21 protein-coding genes and 3 tRNA genes are annotated in these 23,963 nt (G+C 56.8%); 3 read left to right on the plus strand and 21 right to left on the minus strand.

Annotated elements, in window-relative coordinates:
• Nucleotides 1-36: 36 nt before the first annotated feature.
• The 5 genes from citF to ACSYSO_RS07085 form a co-directional block, all read right to left on the minus strand.
• On the minus strand, nucleotides 37-1,575 hold the full coding sequence (citF, locus tag ACSYSO_RS07065) for a citrate lyase subunit alpha (RefSeq protein WP_489799496.1): 1,539 nt from the start codon (nucleotides 1,573-1,575) through the stop codon (nucleotides 37-39).
• Nucleotides 1,565-2,479 carry a citrate (pro-3S)-lyase subunit beta gene (citE, locus tag ACSYSO_RS07070; RefSeq protein WP_489799494.1) on the minus strand — a complete coding sequence of 305 codons (915 nt, stop codon included), beginning with the start codon at nucleotides 2,477-2,479 and terminating at the stop codon, nucleotides 1,565-1,567. The genes citF and citE overlap by 11 nt, the downstream gene beginning before the upstream one ends.
• On the minus strand, nucleotides 2,479-2,772 hold the full coding sequence (gene citD / locus ACSYSO_RS07075; RefSeq protein ID WP_489799492.1) for a citrate lyase acyl carrier protein: 294 nt from the start codon (nucleotides 2,770-2,772) through the stop codon (nucleotides 2,479-2,481). Before citD ends, citE begins: the two co-directional genes overlap by 1 nt.
• Nucleotides 2,756-3,811: a [citrate (pro-3S)-lyase] ligase gene (gene citC / locus ACSYSO_RS07080; protein ID WP_489799490.1), complete on the minus strand. Its 1,056-nt coding sequence runs from the start codon at nucleotides 3,809-3,811 to the stop codon at nucleotides 2,756-2,758. The genes citD and citC overlap by 17 nt, the downstream gene beginning before the upstream one ends.
• Nucleotides 3,812-3,893: 82 nt before the next feature.
• On the minus strand, nucleotides 3,894-5,051 hold the full coding sequence (locus tag ACSYSO_RS07085) for an NAD(P)-dependent malic enzyme (protein ID WP_489799593.1): 1,158 nt from the start codon (nucleotides 5,049-5,051) through the stop codon (nucleotides 3,894-3,896).
• Nucleotides 5,052-5,275: 224 nt separating this feature from the next.
• On the opposite strand from ACSYSO_RS07085, the gene ACSYSO_RS07090 reads away from it, so the two are divergent.
• Nucleotides 5,276-6,229, plus strand: coding sequence for a sugar-binding transcriptional regulator (locus ACSYSO_RS07090; protein ID WP_491701729.1), 954 nt, complete (start codon nucleotides 5,276-5,278; stop codon nucleotides 6,227-6,229).
• A gap of 91 nt (nucleotides 6,230-6,320) precedes the next feature.
• Here ACSYSO_RS07090 and ACSYSO_RS07095 read toward each other — a convergent pair whose 3' ends face one another.
• The 11 genes from ACSYSO_RS07095 to ACSYSO_RS07145 form a co-directional block, all read right to left on the minus strand.
• Nucleotides 6,321-7,772, minus strand: a complete 1,452-nt coding sequence (locus tag ACSYSO_RS07095) for a DASS family sodium-coupled anion symporter (RefSeq protein ID WP_489799486.1) — start codon at nucleotides 7,770-7,772, stop codon at nucleotides 6,321-6,323.
• Between the two features lie 328 nt (nucleotides 7,773-8,100).
• On the minus strand, nucleotides 8,101-9,828 hold the full coding sequence (locus ACSYSO_RS07100) for an FAD-binding protein (RefSeq protein ID WP_489799484.1): 1,728 nt from the start codon (nucleotides 9,826-9,828) through the stop codon (nucleotides 8,101-8,103).
• Nucleotides 9,829-9,930: 102 nt separating this feature from the next.
• Nucleotides 9,931-10,473: an ABC transporter permease gene (locus tag ACSYSO_RS07105; protein ID WP_489799482.1), complete on the minus strand. Its 543-nt coding sequence runs from the start codon at nucleotides 10,471-10,473 to the stop codon at nucleotides 9,931-9,933.
• Nucleotides 10,470-11,171, minus strand: coding sequence for an ATP-binding cassette domain-containing protein (locus tag ACSYSO_RS07110; protein ID WP_491701730.1), 702 nt, complete (start codon nucleotides 11,169-11,171; stop codon nucleotides 10,470-10,472). The genes ACSYSO_RS07105 and ACSYSO_RS07110 overlap by 4 nt, the downstream gene beginning before the upstream one ends.
• An 884-nt stretch (nucleotides 11,172-12,055) precedes the next feature.
• Nucleotides 12,056-12,226 carry a 50S ribosomal protein L33 gene (gene rpmG, locus ACSYSO_RS07115; RefSeq protein ID WP_489799479.1) on the minus strand — a complete coding sequence of 57 codons (171 nt, stop codon included), beginning with the start codon at nucleotides 12,224-12,226 and terminating at the stop codon, nucleotides 12,056-12,058.
• Nucleotides 12,227-12,274: 48 nt separating this feature from the next.
• Nucleotides 12,275-12,348: transfer RNA gene (locus ACSYSO_RS07120), tRNA-Met, on the minus strand.
• A gap of 4 nt (nucleotides 12,349-12,352) precedes the next feature.
• Nucleotides 12,353-12,424: transfer RNA gene (locus ACSYSO_RS07125), tRNA-Thr, on the minus strand.
• Nucleotide 12,425: 1 nt separating this feature from the next.
• Nucleotides 12,426-12,507 (minus strand) — tRNA-Tyr (locus tag ACSYSO_RS07130).
• 100 nt (nucleotides 12,508-12,607) lie between these two features.
• Nucleotides 12,608-13,699, minus strand: coding sequence for a histidinol-phosphate transaminase (locus tag ACSYSO_RS07135; protein ID WP_489799477.1), 1,092 nt, complete (start codon nucleotides 13,697-13,699; stop codon nucleotides 12,608-12,610).
• A 188-nt stretch (nucleotides 13,700-13,887) separates the two neighbouring features.
• Nucleotides 13,888-14,181: a co-chaperone GroES gene (groES, locus tag ACSYSO_RS07140; protein ID WP_489799475.1), complete on the minus strand. Its 294-nt coding sequence runs from the start codon at nucleotides 14,179-14,181 to the stop codon at nucleotides 13,888-13,890.
• A gap of 139 nt (nucleotides 14,182-14,320) precedes the next feature.
• Nucleotides 14,321-15,862: a hypothetical protein gene (locus ACSYSO_RS07145; RefSeq protein WP_489799473.1), complete on the minus strand. Its 1,542-nt coding sequence runs from the start codon at nucleotides 15,860-15,862 to the stop codon at nucleotides 14,321-14,323.
• A gap of 169 nt (nucleotides 15,863-16,031) precedes the next feature.
• On the opposite strand from ACSYSO_RS07145, the gene ACSYSO_RS07150 reads away from it, so the two are divergent.
• Together ACSYSO_RS07150 and ACSYSO_RS07155 are read left to right on the plus strand one after the other, a co-directional pair.
• Entirely contained in the window at nucleotides 16,032-16,232 is a 201-nt protein-coding gene (locus ACSYSO_RS07150; protein WP_489799471.1) for an FmdB family zinc ribbon protein, read from the plus strand.
• 200 nt (nucleotides 16,233-16,432) lie between these two features.
• Nucleotides 16,433-17,149 carry an SAF domain-containing protein gene (locus tag ACSYSO_RS07155; protein WP_489799469.1) on the plus strand — a complete coding sequence of 239 codons (717 nt, stop codon included), beginning with the start codon at nucleotides 16,433-16,435 and terminating at the stop codon, nucleotides 17,147-17,149.
• Between the two features lie 95 nt (nucleotides 17,150-17,244).
• Here ACSYSO_RS07155 and ACSYSO_RS07160 read toward each other — a convergent pair whose 3' ends face one another.
• From ACSYSO_RS07160 to rplJ, 5 genes are all read right to left on the minus strand, one after another.
• Nucleotides 17,245-17,445, minus strand: a complete 201-nt coding sequence (locus ACSYSO_RS07160; RefSeq protein WP_489760946.1) for a hypothetical protein — start codon at nucleotides 17,443-17,445, stop codon at nucleotides 17,245-17,247.
• Nucleotides 17,442-21,059, minus strand: a complete 3,618-nt coding sequence (locus ACSYSO_RS07165) for a helicase (RefSeq protein WP_491701731.1) — start codon at nucleotides 21,057-21,059, stop codon at nucleotides 17,442-17,444. The genes ACSYSO_RS07160 and ACSYSO_RS07165 overlap by 4 nt, the downstream gene beginning before the upstream one ends.
• On the minus strand, nucleotides 21,056-22,768 hold the full coding sequence (locus ACSYSO_RS07170; RefSeq protein ID WP_489760945.1) for a variant leucine-rich repeat-containing protein: 1,713 nt from the start codon (nucleotides 22,766-22,768) through the stop codon (nucleotides 21,056-21,058). The genes ACSYSO_RS07165 and ACSYSO_RS07170 overlap by 4 nt, the downstream gene beginning before the upstream one ends.
• 142 nt (nucleotides 22,769-22,910) lie before the next feature.
• A complete protein-coding gene (rplL, locus tag ACSYSO_RS07175) occupies nucleotides 22,911-23,291 on the minus strand; it encodes a 50S ribosomal protein L7/L12 (protein WP_489760944.1) in 381 nt (126 codons plus the stop codon).
• Between the two features lie 104 nt (nucleotides 23,292-23,395).
• Nucleotides 23,396-23,917 carry a 50S ribosomal protein L10 gene (gene rplJ, locus ACSYSO_RS07180; RefSeq protein ID WP_489760943.1) on the minus strand — a complete coding sequence of 174 codons (522 nt, stop codon included), beginning with the start codon at nucleotides 23,915-23,917 and terminating at the stop codon, nucleotides 23,396-23,398.
• Between the last annotated feature and the right edge of the window lie 46 nt (nucleotides 23,918-23,963).

Here is a 23,963-nt window from a genome sequence, read left to right on the forward strand (position 1 = left end):
CCCACAGCACATGCCGGCAGGCATACAGATCAACGGTCAGTCAGCCACTTCACGAATCGTGTCGATAATCGTACCGTCGCGGTATTCAATCAGCGCCACCGTACGATCGGTGAACTTCAACGGTTCCGGCACGCCCACGATGCGTTGCGCACGCTGCTGAAGTTCCTCGATCGAGTAGACCGGCAGACCCGGGATGGCGCCAAGCGCCTTCTGCAAGTCCTGACGATCCGGGTTGATGGCGATGCCCACCTCGGTAACCAGCACATCGATGGACGCTCCTGGAGTAACCACCGTAGTCACTTCAGGCACCACCGTAGCGATGCGCCCACGCACCAGAGGAGCGCAGATAATCGTCAGCTTCGCCGTGCCGGCATCCTGATGTCCGCCGACCGCGCCACGAATCACACCGTCCGACCCCGACATGACGTTGACGTTGAACTTCGTGTCGATCTCCAGTGCTGAGAGAATGGCCACGTCAAGCTTGTCAACCATCGCACCCTTGTTGGCAGGATCGGCGTACCAAGATGCGTCGATCTCCTGCTGGTTGGCGTTCAGATGCATGGATTGCGCAGCACCCTTATCGAAATCCTGCACGTCCATGATGCGGCCGATAAGCCCCTCTTCGAGCAAATCCACCGTCGGTTTGGTGATGCCGCCAAGAGCGAACGAAGCCTTCACATCGGCATCGATCATGGACTGACGCAGGAAACGCGTTACTGCGAGCGCCGCACCGCCGGAACCGGTCTGGAAGGAGAACCCATCCTTGAAGTACGGGGAATGCGTAATGACCTCGTTGACCGACTTGGCGATCTTGAGCTCTTTGGGATCTTTGGTGAAGCGGGTGGCGCCGGAACCGATCTTTTCGGGGTCACCGATGGTGTCGACCTTGACCACGTAGTCCACTTGCGTTTGCTTGATGGAAGCGGGTGCGTTCGGGTAGGGCTTGATCTCGTCGGTGATGAGCACCACCGTGTCGGCATAGGCTGCATCGACCATGGCGTATCCCAGAGAGCCGAACGCCGATTTGCCTTCCATGCCGTTGGCGTTGCCCATCTCGTCGCTGTTGGGCACACCGAGGAACGCCACATCGATCTTGATGCTGCCTTCTTCGATTGCCCGGGCCCTGCCGCCATGGGAACGGAAAATGACGGGGTTTTCCATCAGCCCATGAGAGACAGCCTCGCCTAGGGAACCGCGCATACCCGAGGAGGTGATGTTGGTGACCACGCCTTGTTCAACAGCCTCTACGACGATGTCGTTCATCACTCCGGTGAGCGAGGACGGAGCCAAGGTGAGGTCTCGGTAGCCTGCATCGATAATGATGCGCATGACTTGGTTAAAGACAAAGTCCCCGCCGCGCAAATGGTGGTGGAAGGAAATGGTCATGCCGTCACGCACGCTCTGACGCACCACGTCCTCGAGGGAATCGCAAAGCTTGCCCTCTCCCTTGGAGGCATGGACTTTCGGCGCGACGCGAGTCACCACGGGGTCGCCATAGTCAGCGCTCCGGTAAGGTTCAAACCCCAGATTGTTCATGATATCGTCGGGCAAAATCCGACCTACGTTATTTTCCAAGGTAGTTTCCTTCCTCGTCAAGCAGATGGGAGGCTTCAGCCAGTTTCATCACGCGCTCGGCACGCAACACCACCGGGCGATCGACCATTTTGCCGTTCATTGAGATCACACCTGATCCTTGTTCACGCGCCCGTTCAATGGCGGCGATCACGTTCTGCGCGTTCTCCACCTCTTTGGCGGTGGGCAGGAACACTTCGTTGACCATCTCAATCTGGCGGGGGTTGATGAGCGACTTGCCGTCGAAGCCCATCTGGTGGATGAGCTTCGTCTCGCGGTAGAAGCCCTCCGGGTCGTTCATGTTGGAGAACACCGTGTCGAACGCCGCGATCTTTGCCGCGCGGGCGGCATGCACCACCATGCAGCGCGCGAAGAACAGCTCCTGCCCATCAGGGTAACGGTGCGTTTTCATGTCGGTGGTGTAGTCCTCGGCGGACAGGGCGATGCCAATCATTCTGTCCGAAGATTTGGCAATCTCTTCGGCATGCAGTACACCCTCGGAAGACTCAACGGCGGCCATGAGCTTGGTGGACCCCACCGGCTTGCCGAACTCCTGTTCAGCAGCCGCCACACGCTCTTCGAGATCGTGCATCATCGCGGCAGACTCCACCTTGGGCATACGAATCACTTCGATGCCGGCTTTTACCATGGCTTTGATGTCGTTCTCGTAGAAGGGGGTGTCATCGCCGTTGATGCGCACCACCAGCTCGACGTCACCGTAGTCGATCCCGGTCAATGCCTCATACACCAAATAGCGGGCGGCATCCTTCTGCTCAAGCGCGACGCCGTCCTCCAAGTCGAACATGATGGAGTCGGCACCGTAGATCCCGGCGTCCTTGAGCATTGCAGGATTGTTGCCAGGCACGAACATCATGGTGCGCCGTAACCGTTCAGTATTCTCAGCCATCACAGCACCTCCCACTTCGGCTCGTCTACTATGTCCAGCGCGCGCTGCACCGCCGTTATGGTGCGTGCCCGTATGACCAGGTCCAGCGCCCCTTTGTCGACCGCCTTGACCTCTGCGTTATCGATGCCATAGCGTTCAAGCACACCGGAGATGGTCTCCTTGATCTGCGTGCCGAACTGCTTCATCACATCGGATTGCAGATCAATGTTGACGCCGGCGCTACCTGGGGCAATGGTCACTTGGATGTCGGAAGACTCCAGCGTCCCCGCAGTCGCATTACGTTTCACGTTCATGTGCTGCTATTCCTTTCTTGATTCTGGACCTCAATGAAGCCCAATGCTGTTGGATAAAATCTTCAGTGGTACGCGGCACCAGCGTCGCGATATCTCCACGCTCATCTCCGCCAATCGCACGACGCACCGCGCTGGCACTGACGGGGATTCCCACGACTTCAAGACGAGGCACGATCTGAACGCACACTTGCGGTTCCAATACCTGACGCAAGGCGGCGTTGTAGGTGGCGGTGACGGGAGAGAAGGGCTCCTCGCCCACGTAGCGAGCACGGACCGACAGCCGTGGAACGAACCAGCGAGCGAACACCGTGGCGTCCAGACGCGTCTGGTAATCGACCACGTTCTGCGAGGCATGCAGAAAGTAGGAGGGAAAGGTCACAAAGCTGACGAGATAGTCCCCTCCGCTCCACACAGCCACGTTCCCCAAGTCAGCAAGCCCTTGACGCACCAGCATCAATCTCTCGTCGCTGGTAAGCAGCGACGCGTCGTTGCGCGAGACGAAGACATACACTCGTTCATGCTCACTGGCGGCACGTTCGACAAGATGGCGGTGTCCCAGTGTGAACGGGTCTGCGTTCATGACTATGGCAGCCACGTCAGCGTCTTCACGTTCCTGCGGCAGACGATCCAGATACGCTTCGATGCCCGGAACTCCACCTTCCAGGACGGCTCCGGCATCGACTTGAGCCAGGCACGTACAGCCGACATGCTCAAACGAAGCAACATAACCTGGCTTGGTGAATACAAAATAGTGGAAGATGCCACGAGCCGCCAAACGCGAGACAAGTTCGCTGAACACTTGATTGAACAGCGCCCCGTGAACGCCAGCCCCTGGCAACACAGCCATGTACTTGATGATGGATCCCGCAATGGAACCAGTGGCAACCAGCCGGTCATCGTCAAAGACGCCTACGGTCTGATCCAGTGAGGTCACTTCAGACTCAAGGAACCGCTCAATGCCGGCTTGGGCAAGGAATTGGCGCCAGCGCCGGTTTGACTGTGCATTGTCGAGATATATATCCCTGATGACGGTAGCCATGGCACCCCTTCCTCACACTCCTACACCACATTCCTCCCGGTATGCGGCTAACTCCGCATACCGTGCAAATTCCTACACAAGCTCAGGAAGCTTGCTCTTGCGCTGGAGCGAAGTGGGAAACCGCCACTTCAACGGCTTCAACCACACCATCCGCAAACACGCCCGGAACAACATTTTGTGCGTCCGGTCGCTCAACAAGAGCAGCCAGCTTGGCAGATACCTCGAGCTGCAACTCGACACTCACTTCTTTGACCCCGTAGCGCAGCAACCCTTTGAACAGACCCGGGAAAGCAAGAATGTTGTTGACTTGGTTCGGCCACTGCGACGAACCGGTAGCCACTACCGCAGCTCCCGCATCATGCGCCTCGTCGGGGTCGATTTCAGGAACCGGGTTCGCCAAGGCAAAGATAATGGGATCGCTGGCCATACGGCGCACCTGGTCTGCACACAGCACATGGTCGACAGAGAGCCCAATGAATACGTCTTGACCGTCAATCACCTCGTCGAGCGTTGAACCGTCAGCCGATTCCATACGTCCCGCCACTTCACGCTGGTAGGGGTTGAACCGGTCGTCATCCGCTCGTACCACGCCGTCAATGTCGACCAGCGTTTGGTGGGTGATGCCGGCGGCGTAGAGCAGTTTGGCCGTCGCCACGCCCGAAGCGCCCACACCATTGATGACAACGTTGAGGTCCTTCAGCGGCTTGCCGACCACTTTGGCCGCATTGATGAGCGCCGCAAGCACCACGATGGCCGTACCGGTTTGATCGTCGTGATACACCGGAATATTCACACGCCGCTTAAGCTTCTCTTCGATTTCGAAGACCTTCGGAGCCGCGATGTCCTCCAAGTGAATACCGGCAAAAGACTGTGAAATATTGACTACCGTATCGACGAATTCATCGGCGCTCACCTGTTCGACCGTCATGGGGATGGCATCAACGCCGGCAAGCTGCTTATAGAGCAACGACTTGCCTTCCACAATCGGCAGACCCGCGGCAGGGCCTATGTTGCCCAAGCCCAGCACCGCCGAACCGTCGGTGATGACGGCAACCAGCTTGCCGCTGACCGTGTACAGATCCTTGGCGTGGGGATCGTGCTCAATAAGCTTGGCCAGACCAGCCACTCCGGGGGTATAGGCCTCAGCCAACTCTGCCCTGTTCGTCACCGGCAAATCGGCGGCGATATCCAACACACCGGTGTGCGAACGATGCAGTTGCAGAATCTTTTCTTGGTCCATCAAACCCAACTCCTTTTTCATGGACAAACAACCTTCGAGCATTGCTCGATAGTGAACAATCCCGATGTGCACAAGTGTAGCAAGAAGTTTAAAAGTTGTAAATCTGAGCTATAAATTTTTAAAATAACGAAAATACGTTTTACTCTTTACTCAATTACCGCAAGCAGGTTTAAAATATTAAAAATCGTCTGCTGCGTTTGCCGGCACCACCGAAAGGACCAATCATGGAACCACAGGAACTGCTCGCCAACATCGCCCAGGACTACTATCTCTCGGAGCTCAACCTCGAGCAGATTGCATCCAAATACCAGCTCAGCCGTTACCTGGTCAACAAATACCTCAAGGAGGCGCGCGAGCGCGGCATCGTCACGTTCATCATCCAATCCCCCGAGGCACGCAACCACCGGCTCGAGCAGCAGCTGCAGCAGGAATTCCCTATCAAGCACCTGCACATCCTGCAAAACAGCGGCAACCCCACCAGCAATCACACCAATATCAACCGATATGCAGCGCACAGCATCGAGCGTTATATCCGCCAAAGCTCCGTCGTTGGCACGACATGGGGTTCCACCGTGTACAACATGACCGATGAATTCAGCCGCGAAATCCTCGAATCCGTCACCTTCACGCAGTTCATCGGCGAAAATATGAAATACGAGTCAGAAGTAGGCTCCATGCGCATGGTCGAACGTGTCGCCAAGCAGTTTTCCAGCAAATACTGCACCCTCGCCGGCCCCTTGTACATCGTGGACGATGCGACCAGAAAAGGCATGCTAGAAGAAATCGCCACCCGAGAGACGCTTGAGACGGCGACTCACATGGAACTGCTGTTTACTAGCCTGGGCACGTTGGACTCCGTCAAATCCATCCCGGCTTGGTGGACGAACATCGACCGAGTATTCCCCGGTGTCAGCCTCGACCAGATCGCCGGGCTCGCCTACGGGCGCCCGTTCGACGTGCACGGCAACTTCCTCAATCAGGATCACGACACCACCTTCGGCCTGGATCTTGAAACCATCATGAAGACGCCGGTACGCTTCGCCATGATCAACTCCAAATTCAAGACCAAAGCACTGCTCGGGGCATTGCGTGGCGGACTGTTCACCGACATCGTGATGAGCGAGTCGGTTGCCCTGCGGGTCGTCGCGGCGGTCATGAAGGAACGCGGACGCATATAAGGCAGCCCAACAAAAGGTCGCCCCTGTGCACATGAACACAGGGGCGACCGCCGCAGAAAACATATCACGAACGCATTGTGCGCTCACCTATTTACCACAGGCCCAGCACCTTCCACCAGCCCACACCGAGCGTGAGGAAGATAGTGACCGTGACCGCACAGCAGATAATACCGACACGCAGGAACTCAGAGGTCTTCAGGTACCCGGCTCCGTAAATAAGCGCCGCCGGGCCGGACGCATAATGCGTCATGGCTCCCATCAGACCGGAGATGCAAGCGAACTCCAGGAAGGCCACGAACGGTGGGGCACCGGCTGCGATGGTGACAGTGACGAACAGCGTGTACAAAGCCACGACCTGCGCCAACTCGGAGGCGAAGAGGTAGTGGATGAGCACGTAGGCGATACCCAGGATCACCATGGTGGCATACCACGGCATACCGCCTACCAGACCGGTGATGCGGTCACCGATCCAGGTGATGACACCCAAGGAGCTCAGCGGCTTGGCCATGCCGACCATGATGCCGAAGAAGATAAGGGTCTGCCAAGCGGACTTGTCGGCGGCCATCGTCTTCCAGTCGATGATGCCGGTGACCAGCAGAATCGAGACACCGAGGAAGGCGACCGTAACCGCGGCCATGCCGGTGAGCGAACCGGTGGCCCACAGCACAATCATGAGAACGAAGGTAAAGGTCATGATCCATTCCTGAACGGTCAGACTGCCCATCTCATGCAGCTCACGCTTGGCGTCGGCTTTGGCGCTGGGCACATGCTTGATGGTCGGCGGGAAGATCTTGTAGATCAGAGCCGGGATGATGAGCAGGCACAGCAGGCCAGGCACGATGCAGGCAATGGCCCACGTGCCCCACGGAATATGGACGCCGGCCTGATCGGCCATGCCCGCCATCACCGAACCTGCGGCACATGCGGTGATGAACATGACGGAGGTGATGACGTTGACGTTGCTCGCCGTGGCGGCAAGGAAGGCGCCCAGCTTCTTACGCGACTCGTCGGTTTTGGTGTTCGACCCCTGCACATCACTGATCGAGCGGATAATCGGGAAAAGAATACCGCCCAGACGCGCCGTGTTGGAAGGCGTTGCCGGGGAGATGACCAAGTCGGCCGCGGCGAGACCATACGAGATGCCCAACGACGACTTGCCCAGCAGGGAAATGAACAGCAAAGCGATGCGCCGTCCCAGACCTGTCGCAGCGAAACCTTCGGCAAAGAAGACCGCGGAGACGATCAGCCAGATGGACGAGCTGCCCAGGCCCTCGAACGCCTCTTTGGAAACATCCATGGAACCAGTGAGCATCGCAATCGCCAGGCCGACGATCGCCACGGCCGGGGTGGGCAGCGGCTGAAGGATGAGCGCCAGAATCGTGCCGACGAACACGCCCAGCAAGTGCATGCCGCGCGGGTCAACACCTGCAGGAGCAGGAATAAGGAAAATGACGAGGCCGACAACGACGCAAATCGCCGCCTTCACCAGCGTCTTACGGTCGGTCAGGATACCGGCCAACGATTGTTTCTCTGAGGTGACCAATGATCTCTCCTTTGCGCATCGGGTCAACTATGACGAATATCAATAGCGTATCAGGAATTTTGAAAAGTATAAAACAATATCGAGTGTTTTAAAAAAAATAAAAAGAGGTTTTTATTTTTACGCACGCTTCAGAAAAGACGTTTAAAAATTTAAAGCCTCGCTATATAGACAATACTACCGCTTTTGACCGAAACCAGAGTGCGTCAGCTCAATATACGACACGGCAAGAGCCAATAGCCTCAGCCGCGAGCCAAATTGCAAACCGTTCGAGACCGCTCTTAATCCAACTGCGACAATTCGCCGAATCACAGCGTGCTTGCGGCGATACCTATAGGTCAAGTCCTATCACCACAGGCTCCGGCACCAGTTGCACACCGTACTTCTCGCGCACACCGCGCACGATTTCGCGCGCCAACTCGGCGATCTGCTGTGCCGAAGCCCCGCCGCGATTGGTCAGCGCCAACGTGTGCACCGTCGAGAGCGAAGCCCCAGCCGCGTGACCCTTCCCAGAGGCAGCACCATCGTTCACACCGCCGACCGCAGACCGGCTCGCCCCTTCATCGCCACCCTCGTGAATGTCACCAACACCCTCACTGTCTGATGGCAACGCAAAGCCTTTATGGAAACCCGCATGGTCAATGAGCCACGCTGCTGAAGTTTTCACGCGATATATCCGATGCTCATCTTCGCCATACTCGCCAGTCGCCACGCGATATTTCGGCGCGTCTTCTGGCAGCAGCTTCGCCTGTTCCTTGCTCAGCACCGGGTTGGTGAAGAAGCTGCCGCAGCTGTGCCGGTTGGCGCGCAGCTCGGCAGCGATGCTGGCAGACTCAGCTTCAGACAGCCCATGCGCCTTATCCTGCACCGTCTTGTCAAACATACGTTGCGCTTCGGCAACATTGGCCTCGTCTTTCGTACCACGCATCCAAGGAGACTCGTAGCGGTATGGATCTTCCAGCATGCCTTTGCGCGCGCGAATGGCAAGCACCGCTTGGCGCACAAGCGCATTGGGCACTTCAAGATTGCTGTTGGAAATTTCCAGCCCCTCGGCAAGCAGCGCGCGGTACAACTGTCCGGAAGCGCTCTGCCGCTCGCCGGCACCGTTGCCGGCCACACCGTCCACCGCGCTCACCTCGCCGACCATGCTGGTTCTGCTTTTGGGCAGGCCGAATGTCACGTCCAGCACGATGTAGCGAGGCGAGGGGAAAAAGCGATTGGCTCTGCGTTCAGAGGATATGCCGTCTGTATCGGGCACACCGGTCGGAGCATCCGCATCAGCCGCAACGCCTGCGACAACCCCGACGGACGTATCAGTTCCGCCAGAAGTATCGGTTCCGTCATCGCAGTACATGGATTGCTTGAGCAGCGACATACGGTACCCGAACTTCAAATCCGTGTGGTTCAGCGTTCGCTTCTGTCCAGTCTGACGGTCGAACACCGTCACTGAGTTCACAAAGGAGGCCACTTCCTGCCCGTAGGCACCGATGTTCTGCACCACAGACGCGCCGACAGTGCCCGGAATGCCTGAAAGCGCCTCAATCTGCGAGCGATCGCGCTCCGCACACCAAGCCACGAAGTCATCCCAATTCACGCCAGCGGCAACAGTGACATATCCATAAGCATCCGAGCTGGGAATGAGACGCCCCGGCCGAATATCCGAGCCAGTCAACGCCTCTTCGCCAGCATGCTCGCCGCGCTCAATCAGACCGGCAGATTCACTCACGTATAGTTCGGCATTCGCACGCACCTCACCGTTCGTATGCTGTTCACCGCTCGCATCACGCTCATCCTCTAGATCGAATTCGATATAACGTTGTGGGTCACACCTCGCATCCCGCACCACTACCCCATCGAAATCGTCATCCGAGACCAGCATGTTCGATCCTCCGCCAATCACGCACAACGGCAGGTTACAGGCATCAGCATCTTGCACTGCCGCAATAAACTCATCCTCCGTCCTCGGCTCCACGAATCGCGCGATTCTGCCTCCAACACCCATGGTGGTGAGGTCGGCAAACCGAGGGCAAGCGTTCGTATCTCGAGAAAAATCAGCCATGCCACAACTCTATCGCGCGCCCTCAATCAAGCTCTTTGCACAATCTTGATAAGCCAAGCCACGCAGCACCAGTTCAGAACACTTCGGCCGTGCCACCGCTTCTTATTCATAGCGAAACAGTTTAAGCCCGGCAACGAGACACACCACTGCGATTGCAGAAACAGCACCAATCTCCGGCCAGAATGCCGCCAGATCCATAGTGCCGTACAGGCACGATTTCCTCAGCGCTTCAACAATCCACGTCAGCGGATTGATCCAGGTGAGCGGCTGCATGAATTTCGGCCAGATATCCGACGGAAAGAAGACACCGCCGAGGAAAATGGCCACCAGATTGATCATATTCCCGATCATCGTAGCCGCCCGTGCGTTGCCCGTACGTGCCGAAACCAAGAAACCGACAGCCAGCATCGCAAACGGTCCGACCAGCACCACAGGAATACAAAGCCACGAAGTGCCGGTAAACGTGAAGCGCGCACCCAAGAACAAGTATGCGAAGGCAAGCACAAACACCGTCTGCAACAGCATGAACAGTAGCTGGGTAATGAGTATGGATACAGCAATGATGCGCATCGGCAGTCTGGAGATCTTGAAGTTGCGCAATTCCATCCTGAACAGGATACGTGTGAGTTTCACGAGTTCGGTCATCGGATCACCTCTTTGTAGTGACGGGTATACACGTCGCTCATATCCGGCCGTCTTAGAGCGATTCCCTGCGCGATCAGCGATTCCAGACTGCCGAAGCGAGCAAAGAAATCTCGCTCCTGAGGGATGAACAAGGTGACCATACCCGAATCCTCGAATCTGTCATAGTCCTCGAACGCATGGAATCTACCCATCTTTTCAACACTGAACTGCGCAACATAGTCGAGCCCGAGACCGGTGGTAGGCTCGTCAAGAATCAAGAGGTCAAGAGAGCCAATGAGTGCACACACGAGATTCAACCTTCGCTGCTGCCCGCCGGACAATTGCGACGCGATGCGGTGCCCCTCGCCAGAAAGGCCGCACCTCTCAAGGCAGTCGTCTATCCCCTCATCGTCCAGCGGAATCCTTTTGAGCAGGGCATGAAACTCAATCCACTCGCGTACCGTGATGTGGTCGAAGAACTGTTCGGTCTGGAACACTTGCGCGCTGCGAAACTCTTTTGCGCTCCCGCCCTGCTTCGATATCGAACCGGATTGAGCCTTGAGAAAACCTTCGAGACATTTAAACAGCGTGCTCTTGCCAGCACCGTTCGAGCCAATGACTGCCGTAACGTTATCACGCAGTTCAAGACGCGATACATCTACGGCCGGTGACGACGCCTTAGGATACCGATATTGCAAATTTTCGATGAATACACTCATTGGCGGTAGCCCTTATCCTTGGTACATGGTTGGGATTGCGTAAGACACAGTCCCAATCGACAAGCGGCGTTGCACGTACCGATCATTCACGACTCGGACCTGACACGGAGCATCGCCTGTGACACAGCTGGACTACTAAACCGATGAACCACTTAACGCCGTGTCTTGAAGAACGTATCACATATGAGAAGCCTTGTCTAGGGTCGGTAGTCACTACTCGATAATCTGCACTCTTCAAAAGGCTTGGTTTCGTTGAAACGCCGTGGCCGAACAGGTGCTGTTGCAAGTCAACATGCACATCGAAATCCATGCCACGACTATTCTGCCCGGGCGGGTCTCAAGGCGAGCGAAATGACTTCCGCGTCATTTTCCAGACGGCAGGGAATCATGAGAAGAAAGAACAGACCATGTGCCAGAGATGTACGAATCGGTGAGCCCTAACCCACCCAGCCGGACACAGCTGAACCTTGCCCATCATGGAACACACTTTGCCGCTTACCCTTTATGACCAAACCGTACCCACATTCCATCACAAACCACAACAGTGAGTACACTTCAATCACCAAACCCCACTCATTCTGCGCAAACCACTCTAGCTGACACCATTCGGTCACCAAAGCCATGACCCAACTAGGCCATCACCTCAGCCCCATCCCTAGACATGACGCAAATATCGACACAAACTGCCCGTTTTCTGTCGATATTTGTGTCAATGTCCATAATTGCGCCACCTACTGCCACTGTGCAGGGTTCATGATAGGCATAAGCAGCTGCAGACAGGCTGGCCTATTCCAGAAACCGGAGAGATGGAAACTTCACCGGAAAACAAAAGGGCCTGAGGTTTCCCTCAGACCCTTTCCAACAAACTACTGTTAGCGAAACACTCAGCGAGTCTCGCGGTGCGCCGTCTGCTTGCCGCAGCGCGGGCAGAACTTCTTCAGCTCCAGGCGATCCGGTGTATTACGACGGTTCTTGGTCGTGATGTAGTTGCGCTCCTTGCACTCCGTGCATGCGAGCGTGATGCCCGGACGGACTGCGGCACTCTTGCTTGCCATAGCTTCACCTCTGCGTTTGTTCGTCACCGGCTGGCACCGGTGTATTTGTAGCGAGAAAGAGACTCGAACTCTTGACCTCACGATTATGAGTCGTGCGCTCTAGCCAGCTGAGCTATCCCGCCAGAGAGCCTCGGGTGAGAATCGGACTCACGACCTCTTCCTTACCAAGGAAGTGCTCTACCACTGAGCTATCGAGGCGTGGCGGATAGTGGATTCGAACCACTGAAGCTTACAGCGGCTGATTTACAGTCAGCTCCCTTTGACCGCTTGGGAAATCCGCCATTACTCACACAAGAGCGTAAACTCCTGCGCAGGCAACTTGACCATAATGCCACGAGGTCGCGACTCATGCAACCCGCGACACGCGCAAGTGTGTCGAAATCAGGCCAAGCCCTCAGATTTCAGCTGAGCGCACACCTCAATCACCGCATCATTTGCCTCCGGCTCGCCAATGGAGATACGAATCCCCTCTCCGGCAAACGCTCGCACCGACAGGCCAGCGGCTTCAAACTTCGGCACAGCGGCAGCGGTCCTGGATCCGAGCTCCAGCCAGAAGAAATTCGCATAGGGCTCCGGGAATTCCCAACCCTGAGCCCGCAAAGCAGTAACCACACGCTTGCGTTCCACCTTGATGAACTCCACACGGCGCATCAGCTCCTCGTTTGCATCCAGTGATGCCAAAGCGGCCACCTGAGCAGACTGCGTGACGCCAAACGGCAACGCCACCTTGCGCATCCCCTCCGCCACATCTGCGGGAGCCACAGCAAAACCGATACGTAAGCCCGCCAGGCCGTAGGCTTTGGAGAACGTGTGGGCTACCACCACGTTCGGGTAGTCCCGGTACAGATCCATACCTACGTTGGTGTCAGCCGCATTGTTGAACTGTAAGTACGCCTCATCGACCAGCACCAGCACATCACTGGGGACAGCGTCCATCACACGCCGCGCCTCGGCATCGCTGAGCGAAACCGCAGTGGGATTGTTTGGATTATTGAGCACCACAAGACGCGTGCGATCATTGACAGCGGCAATCATGGCGTCAATGTCGTGCCCGCCGTCCGCTCGGTTCGCAATCGGTACAGCTGTCGCACCAGCGCCAGCTACGATGATGGGGTACGCTTCAAAGCTGCGCCATGGGAAGATAACTTCGTCTCCGGGACCGGACACCAGATTCACCAGCTGTGTGATGACCTCTGTGGAACCGCATCCCAACACTACGTTGCGCGACTCAATGCCGTACACCCTGTACTCCTGAACCAAACGCTCCACCAGTACGGTGCCGTGCATGTCCGGATATCGATTGATGCTGCCCAAGGCGTCGAGCTGCAGCGCCTCCTTCACCGACGGCAGCGGTGCGAAGGGATTCTCATTGCTGGAAATCTTAAATGCCTTACGCCCCGTAGCCAGAGCGGCCGGCTTGCCCTGCTTGTATGACGGAATGGTATCAATGATCGCGCGATGTTTGAAACTCATACCTTACGATTGTATACGCTGTAGACGGAAAATGTGAATCGTACACATGATTTGTATAGGTTTATCCGTCCCACTAAACCAATCGGGGCGTGCGCCACCTCGCGGTTTCCCGCTTAGCAGCACACGCCCTGAAAGCATGACCTTATCTGCCCAGGTAAGCCAAAGGTCGGTTTACCCAGAACTGTGAATTAGTCAAGGATTGCCAGCACGTCGTGAGCGCTGACGATGAGGTAATCCTCACCCTTGTAGTTCACGTCGGTGCCGCCGTACTTGGAGTACAGCACCTTGTCTCCGACCTTGACATCCACGGGGATGCGGTTGCCGTTATCGTCGCGGCGGCCAGGGCCTACAGCAAGAACTTCGCCTTGCTGCGGCTTCTCCTTGGCGTTCTCGGGAATGAACAGTCCCGAGGCAGTCTGAGTCTCGGCCTCAGCCTGCTTGACGATAATCTTGTCTTCCAACGGTGTAAGTGAAATCGACACTGTGAGTCCCTCTTTCTAAAGAGATATCAATCGTACGCTCAAGGACACCGCTGAAGAGGCTGACGATCACTTTGGCACCGTCCCATAGCGCTTACCTGTCTATCGTAGCGCGAAAATTAGCACTCTGCCAAACCGAGTGCTAACGCTGAGAGTGAACACGCTCTTGCTCGGCATTCCGGCGCCCCAGAATTGCTTGCAATCCGGTGCCCAGCGAGTCCGAGGAAACAGCCGGCGGCTCAACCACGGCCTTGGTCTCAGTGTCATGGAACGCGGCTGCGTCAGCAAACGAAGCGACGTGATCGTTCACATTGCCCAGACCGGCAGGACGCGTGGCCGCAAAATCAAGATGCAACAACGGCTGCACTGACTTGGCCGCTCGACGTGAGCGTCGCTTCGCCTCAGTATTTGGCTTTGCGTGCACACGGTCACGCCCTTGAGGAGCCGCCGAAGCTACTTGCGCAGGCTGACGGGTACGCGCTGTCATTTCTCGTGGTGCCTGTGAAACAGGAATCTGCTCGTTTGCGCGGTCAGACTTCGTCTCAGGAAGTTCCGGCGCAACAGTTTTCTCTGCGTGAGCCTTCATGCTCGTACGCTGCTGGGCACCATCAGAAGCTGTTGCAGCAGCCGCATCCTGGACCTGTACAGTCTCATCTGCGGTCGGCTTCTTCAACGTCACCGGTTCAATCGGCTTAACCTTGACCTTGGTCACCTGACGCGAAGACTTGATTTCGAGACTCTGTGGAGCCTGTGCGGCTTTGACCTCATCGTTCTGTGCAGAAGCAGAACCAAGAGAGAACGATATAAGATCCTGCTTACGAGAGCTGCTCTTGGGCTTGGCTGCAGCACGATCCGTCTCTTTGGCAGGAACACGCTGCGGTACAGCGCTATGCTTCTGCACCCTCTTCTGCTTGCTTAATTCGACAGTTACCGCGCCGTTATGAGCAGCAGTGCTTTGCGATGAGTGCTGCTTTGCCGGTGACTGTTGTGCTGTTTGCTTCGGCTGGGAAGTTGCGCTCTCGCCTCGACGACGCGTACGCTGCTCGCTCTGACGCGATGCCGACGTGTGTGATGGCGCCGTATGTGATGGCGAAACAGCTGTCTGCGTATTGGTGCTGGAAGCGGACTGGGGGCGTTTACGCGTCTGCGCATCGCGCGCACCAAGCTCATGATGCAAGGCAGCACCCGACTTTAACGGTACGGAACGGGTACGCTCATGAAGCTTGTGTTCCCACTGCCGAGCCTTCTTGGACGCCCTGGCACCAAGTATCAGAACCACCAGCAGCAGTACGGCGGGGATTAACGAGAATAACGCGCTGAAGGGAAGATAAAGCGAAGCAACAAAAACAGCCACTGTAGCGACGAACAGGAACGCCGCAAGAACACGGCGACGTACTGTTGCCTTATGCCTGGCTTGTCTAATCTGTTTGACACGCTCCGGAGAGATGCCCGCATCGTTACCACTTCTAGAGCGCATGCCTATTCCCCCCGGAGCCGACTGGTGTTCATCGCACGAATACGTGCTCGCGTTAGCATCCACAAGATGCAAGGACGACGAGTACTTATCCTCCCGATGCTCCACCACCTTGTTCATGCTGTCCAACGTACGCCTAGGCAACCATCCGACAACAGCGATAGCGAGAATGGCGAGCACGACCAAACTGCTCATCCATTCGTAATTCATGTTTTAAGAATAAGGAGACTTCCTGACTTTTTGCCCAGAATTTTCCGTGCGTGTCGCGCGACGCCTTCAGCCCAAAATCGCTTGCTCGTCCGCCCTGGCACTAGGATATAAACAGTGAGATTTCAGGGGCTCACAGCCCTTGCCGAAAATGCTGGACCGTGGAGGAAACGTGCCTACCTATCATTACCGTTGCAAGCAGTGCGGATACGATTTTACCGAGCACCAGTCGTTTGAAGATGACCCTATCGAGGTGTGCCCCAAGTGCGGTGAAGCACAGGTGCGCAAGGTCTATTCCGCTGTGCCGATCGAGTTCAAGGGGCACGGGTTTTACCGCACAGATAAAGGCGGTTCATCCTCCGAAGGCGAGTGACCGGCGATCACACAGCGCATTGTTGTCAAAGCCTCGGACCTCAAACGGCCGAGGCTTTTTAGTGCCATAACCCCAGTATTGCCACACCTTTCAGTGAACAAAATAGAGCGACACGCCCGGAATGTGGATAACTCCGACCATTCGTCCACAATGATCGATTTCTCTGTGCCATCCACTCTCCATGCCCCACAATAGAGCGCATGACTATTCTTAACGGTACACAGCACCGCAGTGGCAAAGCGCATCAACGGTACTCACTGTCACAGCGAAGGCGGATCGCGCGCATACGCGGTATTGCCATGGCCATATTTGCGGCATTAACGCTCTTTTTTAGCCTGAGCGCTATCACTGGCGCACAGAGCACGCAAACAGCACTCGTTGCCTCACATGCCATAGAGCGCGGCGAGAAACTGACGGCCAGTGATTTTTCAGAACAAACCATTCCTGCCAATGGCGCTTTCAGCGCGCTACTCTCCCATAGCGAACAGGCAGAAGGGCTCATTGCGCAAACCAATATCACAGCTGGGTCAGTTCTCATCAACAGCATGATAGGCAAAGCTCCAATACTGCCGACCGGTCTTACTGCGGTACAGGCGCGAGTAACACAGTCTTCATCGACCGTAATCGCCGGAGATACGGTAACACTGATATCACCCCTCAACTGCGAGCAAAGCCGTCAACCCGGCACACCCGACGCAGCGGTTCCGCGCAATCCTTCCGGCAGCGGCACCTGTACGCTATCCAAAACTGCCCTGGTGCTCGGCGAAGTCAAACAGAAACAGTCCGGAGAAAGCATTGCGATGGAATTTGCCTTGCCTCCCGAGGAAGCTGCCACCGTCTCTCTCGCACAGCAGCAATCTGCAATCATGGTGGTTCCAGCATCGTCACAACCGTCGGAAAAGCAACCGCCACAATAAGAAACGCCCAAGAACCGGCCCTACAGGAGAACTGCCATCCGCTCCTACACGCCTCTCCATATGGATATCCGGTTCTCGCGCAGGAACGGACACTATCAAATGCGTTCTTGGAACACTCCCCAGTGCGGCGGCAACTCGCCAAGTATGCGTGCATCGTCATCTGCCATACGCCGCATCTGCGCTTGCTGCGCTTCCGGTTCAACCTTCACACCGTCCACATCGAAGCGCTCAGTCCCGGGCTTGACGGTACGACGATGGCCACGCGGCAAGCGTCGATCAGGATCGTAGCGGGTCAACGCTCATCCTTGAAGAGTGCATCGACATGGCTGGCAATGCGATCAACCTCTTTGTCCGGATTAACAAAGGCGGCCACACCCCACACGGTTATCACCGACCAACCAAGCAGTTCCAAATCCTGGCGTAGCAAGCGATGCTGGCGACGCACAGAACTCATACTCATGAACTCCTCGTCGTCGGCAAGCACTGCAACAGAGAACGATTCGCCATGTTTGCCTGCCACCAAAGGAATGCGGATGCCGTCGTCGAAACCATAATCGACAGCGACATCAAAGCCCTTGACACGGAGACGAGAAGCCAAATCGTTGAAAATCACATTACCAGCGCGCGACTTGACCGCAGGTCGAACCGGAGCACCATCAAGCTGCTCAGCCCAGCTCAGCATCACTTTCAGCAGCTGCGGACCAGACTGATGGAGACGTTCAGCTTCCATATCTTGTGAGCCGAATGCTGCCACGATATCAAGATCTCGATTGGTCAAGGCCAAGGCATCAAGAAGCTTGTTGTCGCCTCCAACGCCTTCAAGCGTACCAAAGTGCTGCATCAGCCTACCGTGCGCAGTTTTAGCCACACTCAGCGAAAGGATGACATCTGTAGCTTTGGCTCCGACCGCTTCATCGACACTCACCAAACGCACATGTCTCAGGAAACCGGACATGGCTTTGTCTTTGACCGCCAACGATTTCAGTTCCACACCCAAACGGGAACGGAACACCGAAGTAAGCGTTACCACAGCTAACGTGTAATCGACCGGAATCGAAGAGGTAAATTCGCCGAAACGCTCGGTGATGATGCGAATAACCTCATCGATCTCCTGCTGGCTGCTCTCAATGAGCCCGGTTGCCAACACCGGTACACCATTGGCTTCTACCTGATGAAGGCGAATCTTGCCCTGCCTGTCGGCACTGGCCACATCATACCGGACTTTGCCGTAGTCATGATCGGTCAAGAACGTCAGCAAACGCGGATCACAACCCATGGGGCGCGGCTCCACAGTAACAGTCGGCAACATGTCGATGAGTATCTTCAACGCCGGAGAAGTGACCGTATCACGATGCGCAAGCACCACAACCTGCTTAGCCCGGCTCACTGCGCTCAACAACGCAATGGAGGGCATATGTGCTCCTGCATCGATGATAGCGACATCAGCCAGCGGTTCGGGATCGCTCAACGCCGCGAGCGTGGAAGGCGTAGCCACGATGATCGGCTTGGCCATGGCCAGAATGGTGCTATGCGCGCGATGAGTACGTTCCAGCGAGAAACGGGTTCCACTCGCCAACTCAGTATGCAGCTGGTTCGCTTCCTGCGTGTTCGAGAACAGCATATCGCTCAGGCGCCGCATCGACTCCTGATCGATCATCGGCCCGACTGCACGCAAATGCTCTTGATCCACCTTGTTGAACCGGTCTGCCGCGCTTTCCAAAGCCATACCGTCTTGGTTCGAGATAATCTCCGAGGACGAGACAATGTCCTCGAACACCGTCGTCCACCAAGCCAGCTGGAGCTCGCCATCGACTGCCTCGACCGGCACCGCACGAGCGCGCAGATCCTCAACCAAATCCGTGAAACCTGCACTGCGGAACTCACGCTCCAAGCTTGCTCTCCCCGGCAGCGTCTCCAACGCTTCATGGTCGGAATACAGCACACGAAGCCGGCCGTCGAGCTTTGCCAGCTCAGCGGATTCCAAATTCGCTCCCTGCGCCGTGGTGGCGAGAACCGAATTCAGCTTGGTGATGCACTGCATAAGCACATCCTGTGTCTCCTGAATGGCATCAAGCCTGGCAGGCAGCACTGGCCATCCGCCATGGGGAGACAGTGTACGCCATTCCGCAGCCTGCTTGGCCACAATCTTCAACGCCACATGCAGATCTTCCACATGCGCACCGGCGCGCTCAAGCTTGCGTGCTTCCTTCTCAAGGCGTTTGCGCTCCATGAAGCTCATATCGGAGCCTTGTGCCTTACGCTCCTCTTTGGGAACCGTGGCTTCGATCATCGCGTCGATGTCGCGCTCAAAAATCTCAGGCTGGAATATATCGAGTACGCGCCGCAAGTTCTGCAGCACGACAACCTGCTGATTCCACTCGTCAATGGTATTCGGCACCGGGAATCCGCAGGTCTCCACGATGGACGTGACCTGACTGCGCATCGATGGCAGCAGACTTTCCAACATCTTCTCGACGCATTCATACGCGTCTTCCGCATCGCGCTCGGTGTAGAGCGAGGCGTTATACCAAGCGGTATCTTCTGGATTGACGGTGAATTCGCCATACTCCCCGGCCTGCTGCAGCTTGCCTGACCACTTGGGAAGTTCGTCGGCGATGCTCTGCGCGGTCTCTATCGGCAAGCGCACCTGCGTGACCGGACGCGTAGGCAGTGCGGAAATCTCAGCCAAGTTCTGAATGGTCTCGTATGCGGAGACGCCCCAACGCTCGTTGCGGGTGTGCAAATCACCAAGGTAACGGGTCAAGCGGGAACGCACACCAACCAGCTCGTCGGCGAGCTGGTCAAAGTGAGCCGTTGCCGTGCCTGGCTGAAAACTCACCGCACCGATGAGGCGCTTGTCGAGGCTATGCGCCGAATTCGAGCCGGCCACATCGAGCACCAACGGGCTGATGGACTGCTGGCTCGCGGCACGCACGAACCGACGCTTCTGCTCGTCCACGCACGGCACGTACAGCACGGAGCGGCTGGCTGCCACACAACGCGAGGCGATGGTCACCGCATCAAGAGCAGTATCGTTACCTATACCGGTGTTGACGAACAGCGAATGCCCAGTCCCAGCCAAATTCGCCGCATATCGCACCACGTTATCGACATCGCCGACCTCATATTCGTTGTGAGGATCGTTATCGAACGGGCTGTATGGGGGCAGCTCCTCGTCAAGCTCCGCCGCGGACTGTTCGTCTCCGGCGATGGCATCGAGTACCACGTTGCCGGTTGGCCCGTCTTCCAACTCATCAATGATGCGCTGAGATTCCGAGAACATCTGCATGGCCGGATCCATAAAGCAACCCAGCACAATGTCACGCTCAATGTCAAACTCTGCGAACACCGTAGCGGCTTTATCGCTGATGGCCTCAAATACGGCCGATGTGTCGGGGGAGCCACCTTCGTAGCGTCTCTCGTCGAACAGTTCGGCCTCATTCAAATCAATACGCTGATCTCGCATCAGCGTCGAAAACGCAGGATTGAGCTGCACACTGCCGGTAAAGCGAATCACGGAATCGCCCTCGCGGCCCTCAGCATCGCAATCCACCTCAACCGGGTACAGCAGCACTGGAACGGCATTGCCTTTCCATTTCGCCACACCCACTACAAGAGAGAGATCGGCAACGCCTTGAGTCCGTGCCTTCGCCTCCTGATCGGCAAAGACACGCTCCAGCTGACGGCCGGCTGCACGGAGCATGCCGGCATCACGAAACATGGAGTCGAGTTTGGCATGACCGCTTGCGAACAACTGCGCAATCCCCGAGGGATGGGCATGCGTCATGTCCAACTGCGCGGAAAGCTGCCCGATGTTCTGCAGCGCAGACGGGGCAAGCCCGCTGCGGTAGTCATCACGCCATTCGCGCAGTCTGTTCAGTCGCGACCCAGCCTGCGTTGCTTCGCTCATCCTGCGAATCCTCCCCCAACCGACTCACGGTACTTGGCATACCCGGGGTTACGGGACAGCGAAGCGTCAATCTCTTGGTTGGCCTGAGACTCAAGCCACACATACAGGTCGTCATACAACGAGGGGTTCATAGCCAAGAACGGCAGCAGGGGCTGATGCTTGGCCATTTCGAACTGGATGGCATAGTCCGTGGTCTTCTTGGCATCCTCGGACGTCAGCCCGTTGACCTCGATGACCTGTGCCGCCTTATCAAACTCACCCTTATGCACCTTGTCAAAGATGGAACCAGGTTCGAACACCGCAGTAGCCTCACCCTGCTGTGCTTCGGCTGCAACCGGCGAGGAGGAGGCGCCGGAATCCTGCTTGCCGGCTGTCTGCGCCGGCTGAGCCGCTGCGGCAGCCTGCTGTGCTGCCGGACGGCGGGTAGAAGGACGCGTTGCGACAGACTGCTTCACTTCGGGGAAATCATCTGATTCCGACCAATCAAACTTGGGCTGCGGACGAGATTCCTCAGCAGACTCGTGCTTCTTGGTCTCAGGCTTTGCCTGGGCACTCTGACCTGCCGTCTGAGCCGCAGAGGCTGCAACTGCCGGGTTCTGTGCCTGCTCCGGCGCATCAACGCGTTTGATCTGCTGGGTGGGAGGATTGTGAGAGTCCTCCTCCTTTGGACCACGAGATACCTGCACCGGCTGGGACTGCTCCTGAGACGCTGCAGCCTGCTGCTGGGTGTTGCTGTTCTGCACTGCAGTCTGCGGCTGCTCGGAGGAGGGCTGCTGAGCCTTGACATCGGCAGCAATTGTCTGCCCGTCTGTCGGCTGTGCTGCACCCTGCTGCTGGCTCACAGACTCCTCTGTCTGCTGCTCGGCGCGCTGGTGACGAGGATGATGCTCCACCGACTGCGCGGCAGCACTCTGCTTCTGCTCCGGTGCAGAAGCATGTTCGCTTACGCTCTGCACATTCGACCCGGTGGAAGTAACCCTCAGCTCATCGGAACTTGCAGCCGCCATGGCATCACGGAACAAGTCACGCTCACCATTCTGCGCGGCACCAGGAGCCGTCACATTGACGGAAATCCCCTCGACCGTGTCAATCTTCTTCGCAGCGGCCGCAGCCAAAGCCTGGTCAGCCTGGTCGGCTTCCTCATTTGCTTTGGCCTGTGCCTTCGCGTTCTGCTTCAAACGCTTGGCAACCTCGCTCGCATTGAACGCACGCGTAGGCTCACCGGCACGCAAGTTGAGAATATCGTCAACCGACATGTCAGACATGTCTGGCTCCTGCTTTGCCGTCAAAGAGGCGTTGTTGAAGAGGTCAGCCACCTTCGTGGGGCCGTCCTCTCCTTCAGGCTTGTCCGTGCGATCGAAATCGACCGGAACATCACCGAACTGGAAACGCTCGGAAGACGACGGCAGCGAGAACGCCACCCCCGGCTTCACCGGTTCCAGATTGCCGGACTCATTGACCCGGTACGAGCCGTTCGTGGACTTCATATCAGTCAGTTCGGCGCTACCGTCCTGCGCCACGGCAAACACCGCGTGACGCTTCGACATGGATCGAGTCTTGTCTTCGATTTCAAGCCTCTTATGCCCGTCCTCAGGCAGCGGCCTGAGCGGACGTCGTCCTATTTCCACGTCCTCGCCGGCGTTGACGCAAACCTGTTCCGCTCCGTTGACCTTGATGATCCAACATTGCGCAGCTCGTTGTTCTGCCACCTCGATCCACCTTTCTTTTGTCAAAAGCATGCTTAACCTATACGATACCCGCAGAAATAAACAAAACCCACCGAACGGGGAAAACCGTTGGTGGGTTTTTGCAGAAAATAGCCAAGGACACACCGAAGTGTGCCCTTCAGAACTACTTGAGCTCGACGGTGCCGCCGGCCTCTTCGATCTGGGACTTGGCCTTCTCGGCGTCGTCCTTCTTGGCGCCTTCGAGCACGGCCTTAGGAGCCGAGTCGACGAGAGCCTTGGCCTCGGCCAGGCCGAGGTTGGTGATGGCCTTGACAGCCTTGATGACCTGGATCTTCTTGTCACCAGCAGCGGTGAGAACGACGTCGAACTCGTCCTTCTCTTCCTCAGCGGCACCGCCGGCGGCCGGAGCGGCAGCAACAGCGGCGACGGGGGCAGCAGCCTCGACGTCGAATTCTTCCTCGAACTTCTTGACGAAGTCAGAGAGCTCAACGAGGGTCATTTCCTTGAACGCGTCCAAGAGCTCATCGCTTGAGAGCTTAGCCATGATGGCTTCCTTTCTGTAACGGCCTGCGGGTGTGAATTAGTAACCCCAAGCCAAAATTCTTATTATGTAGAACCGTTGATGCACCGGCGCTAAGCCGGAACGAATCAGGCGGCCTTTTCTTGCTTCTCGCGCAAAGCGTCGATCGTGCGCACAGTCTTGGTAGGCAGTGCGTTGAACGTGCGAGCGGCCTTGGACATAGTGCCCTTGAGCGCGCCAGCCATCTTGGCGAGCAGCGTCTCGCGAGATTCGAGATCAGCGAGCTGCTTGAAGCCTTCGGCATCGTACATGGTTCCGTCTGCGAAACCACCCTTGATGACGAGTGCTTTGTTGTCCTTGGCAAAGTCACGCAGCACCTTTGCGGCTTCCACATAGTCACCCTTTACAAAGGTGATAGCGGAGGGGCCGGAGAGAACTTCATCGAAGCCCTCGTAGCCAGCCTCTTTAGCAGCAATGCGTGCCAGAGTGTTCTTCGCCACGGCGTAGGAAGTATCGCGGCCTAGCTTTTCGCGCAGATCGGAAATCTGCGGAACGGTAAGCCCGCGGTACTCGGTAAGGTAGACGGCATCAGCCTCGCGGAACTTGTCCGTCAGCTGCGCAATCACCTCTTCCTTTTCGGGCCTTTTCATGGCGTTCCTTCCTAAGTCGACCGTTGACCGGGAAGTCCGAACCGCG

This window comes from Bifidobacterium sp. ESL1130 (genome assembly GCF_058507935.1).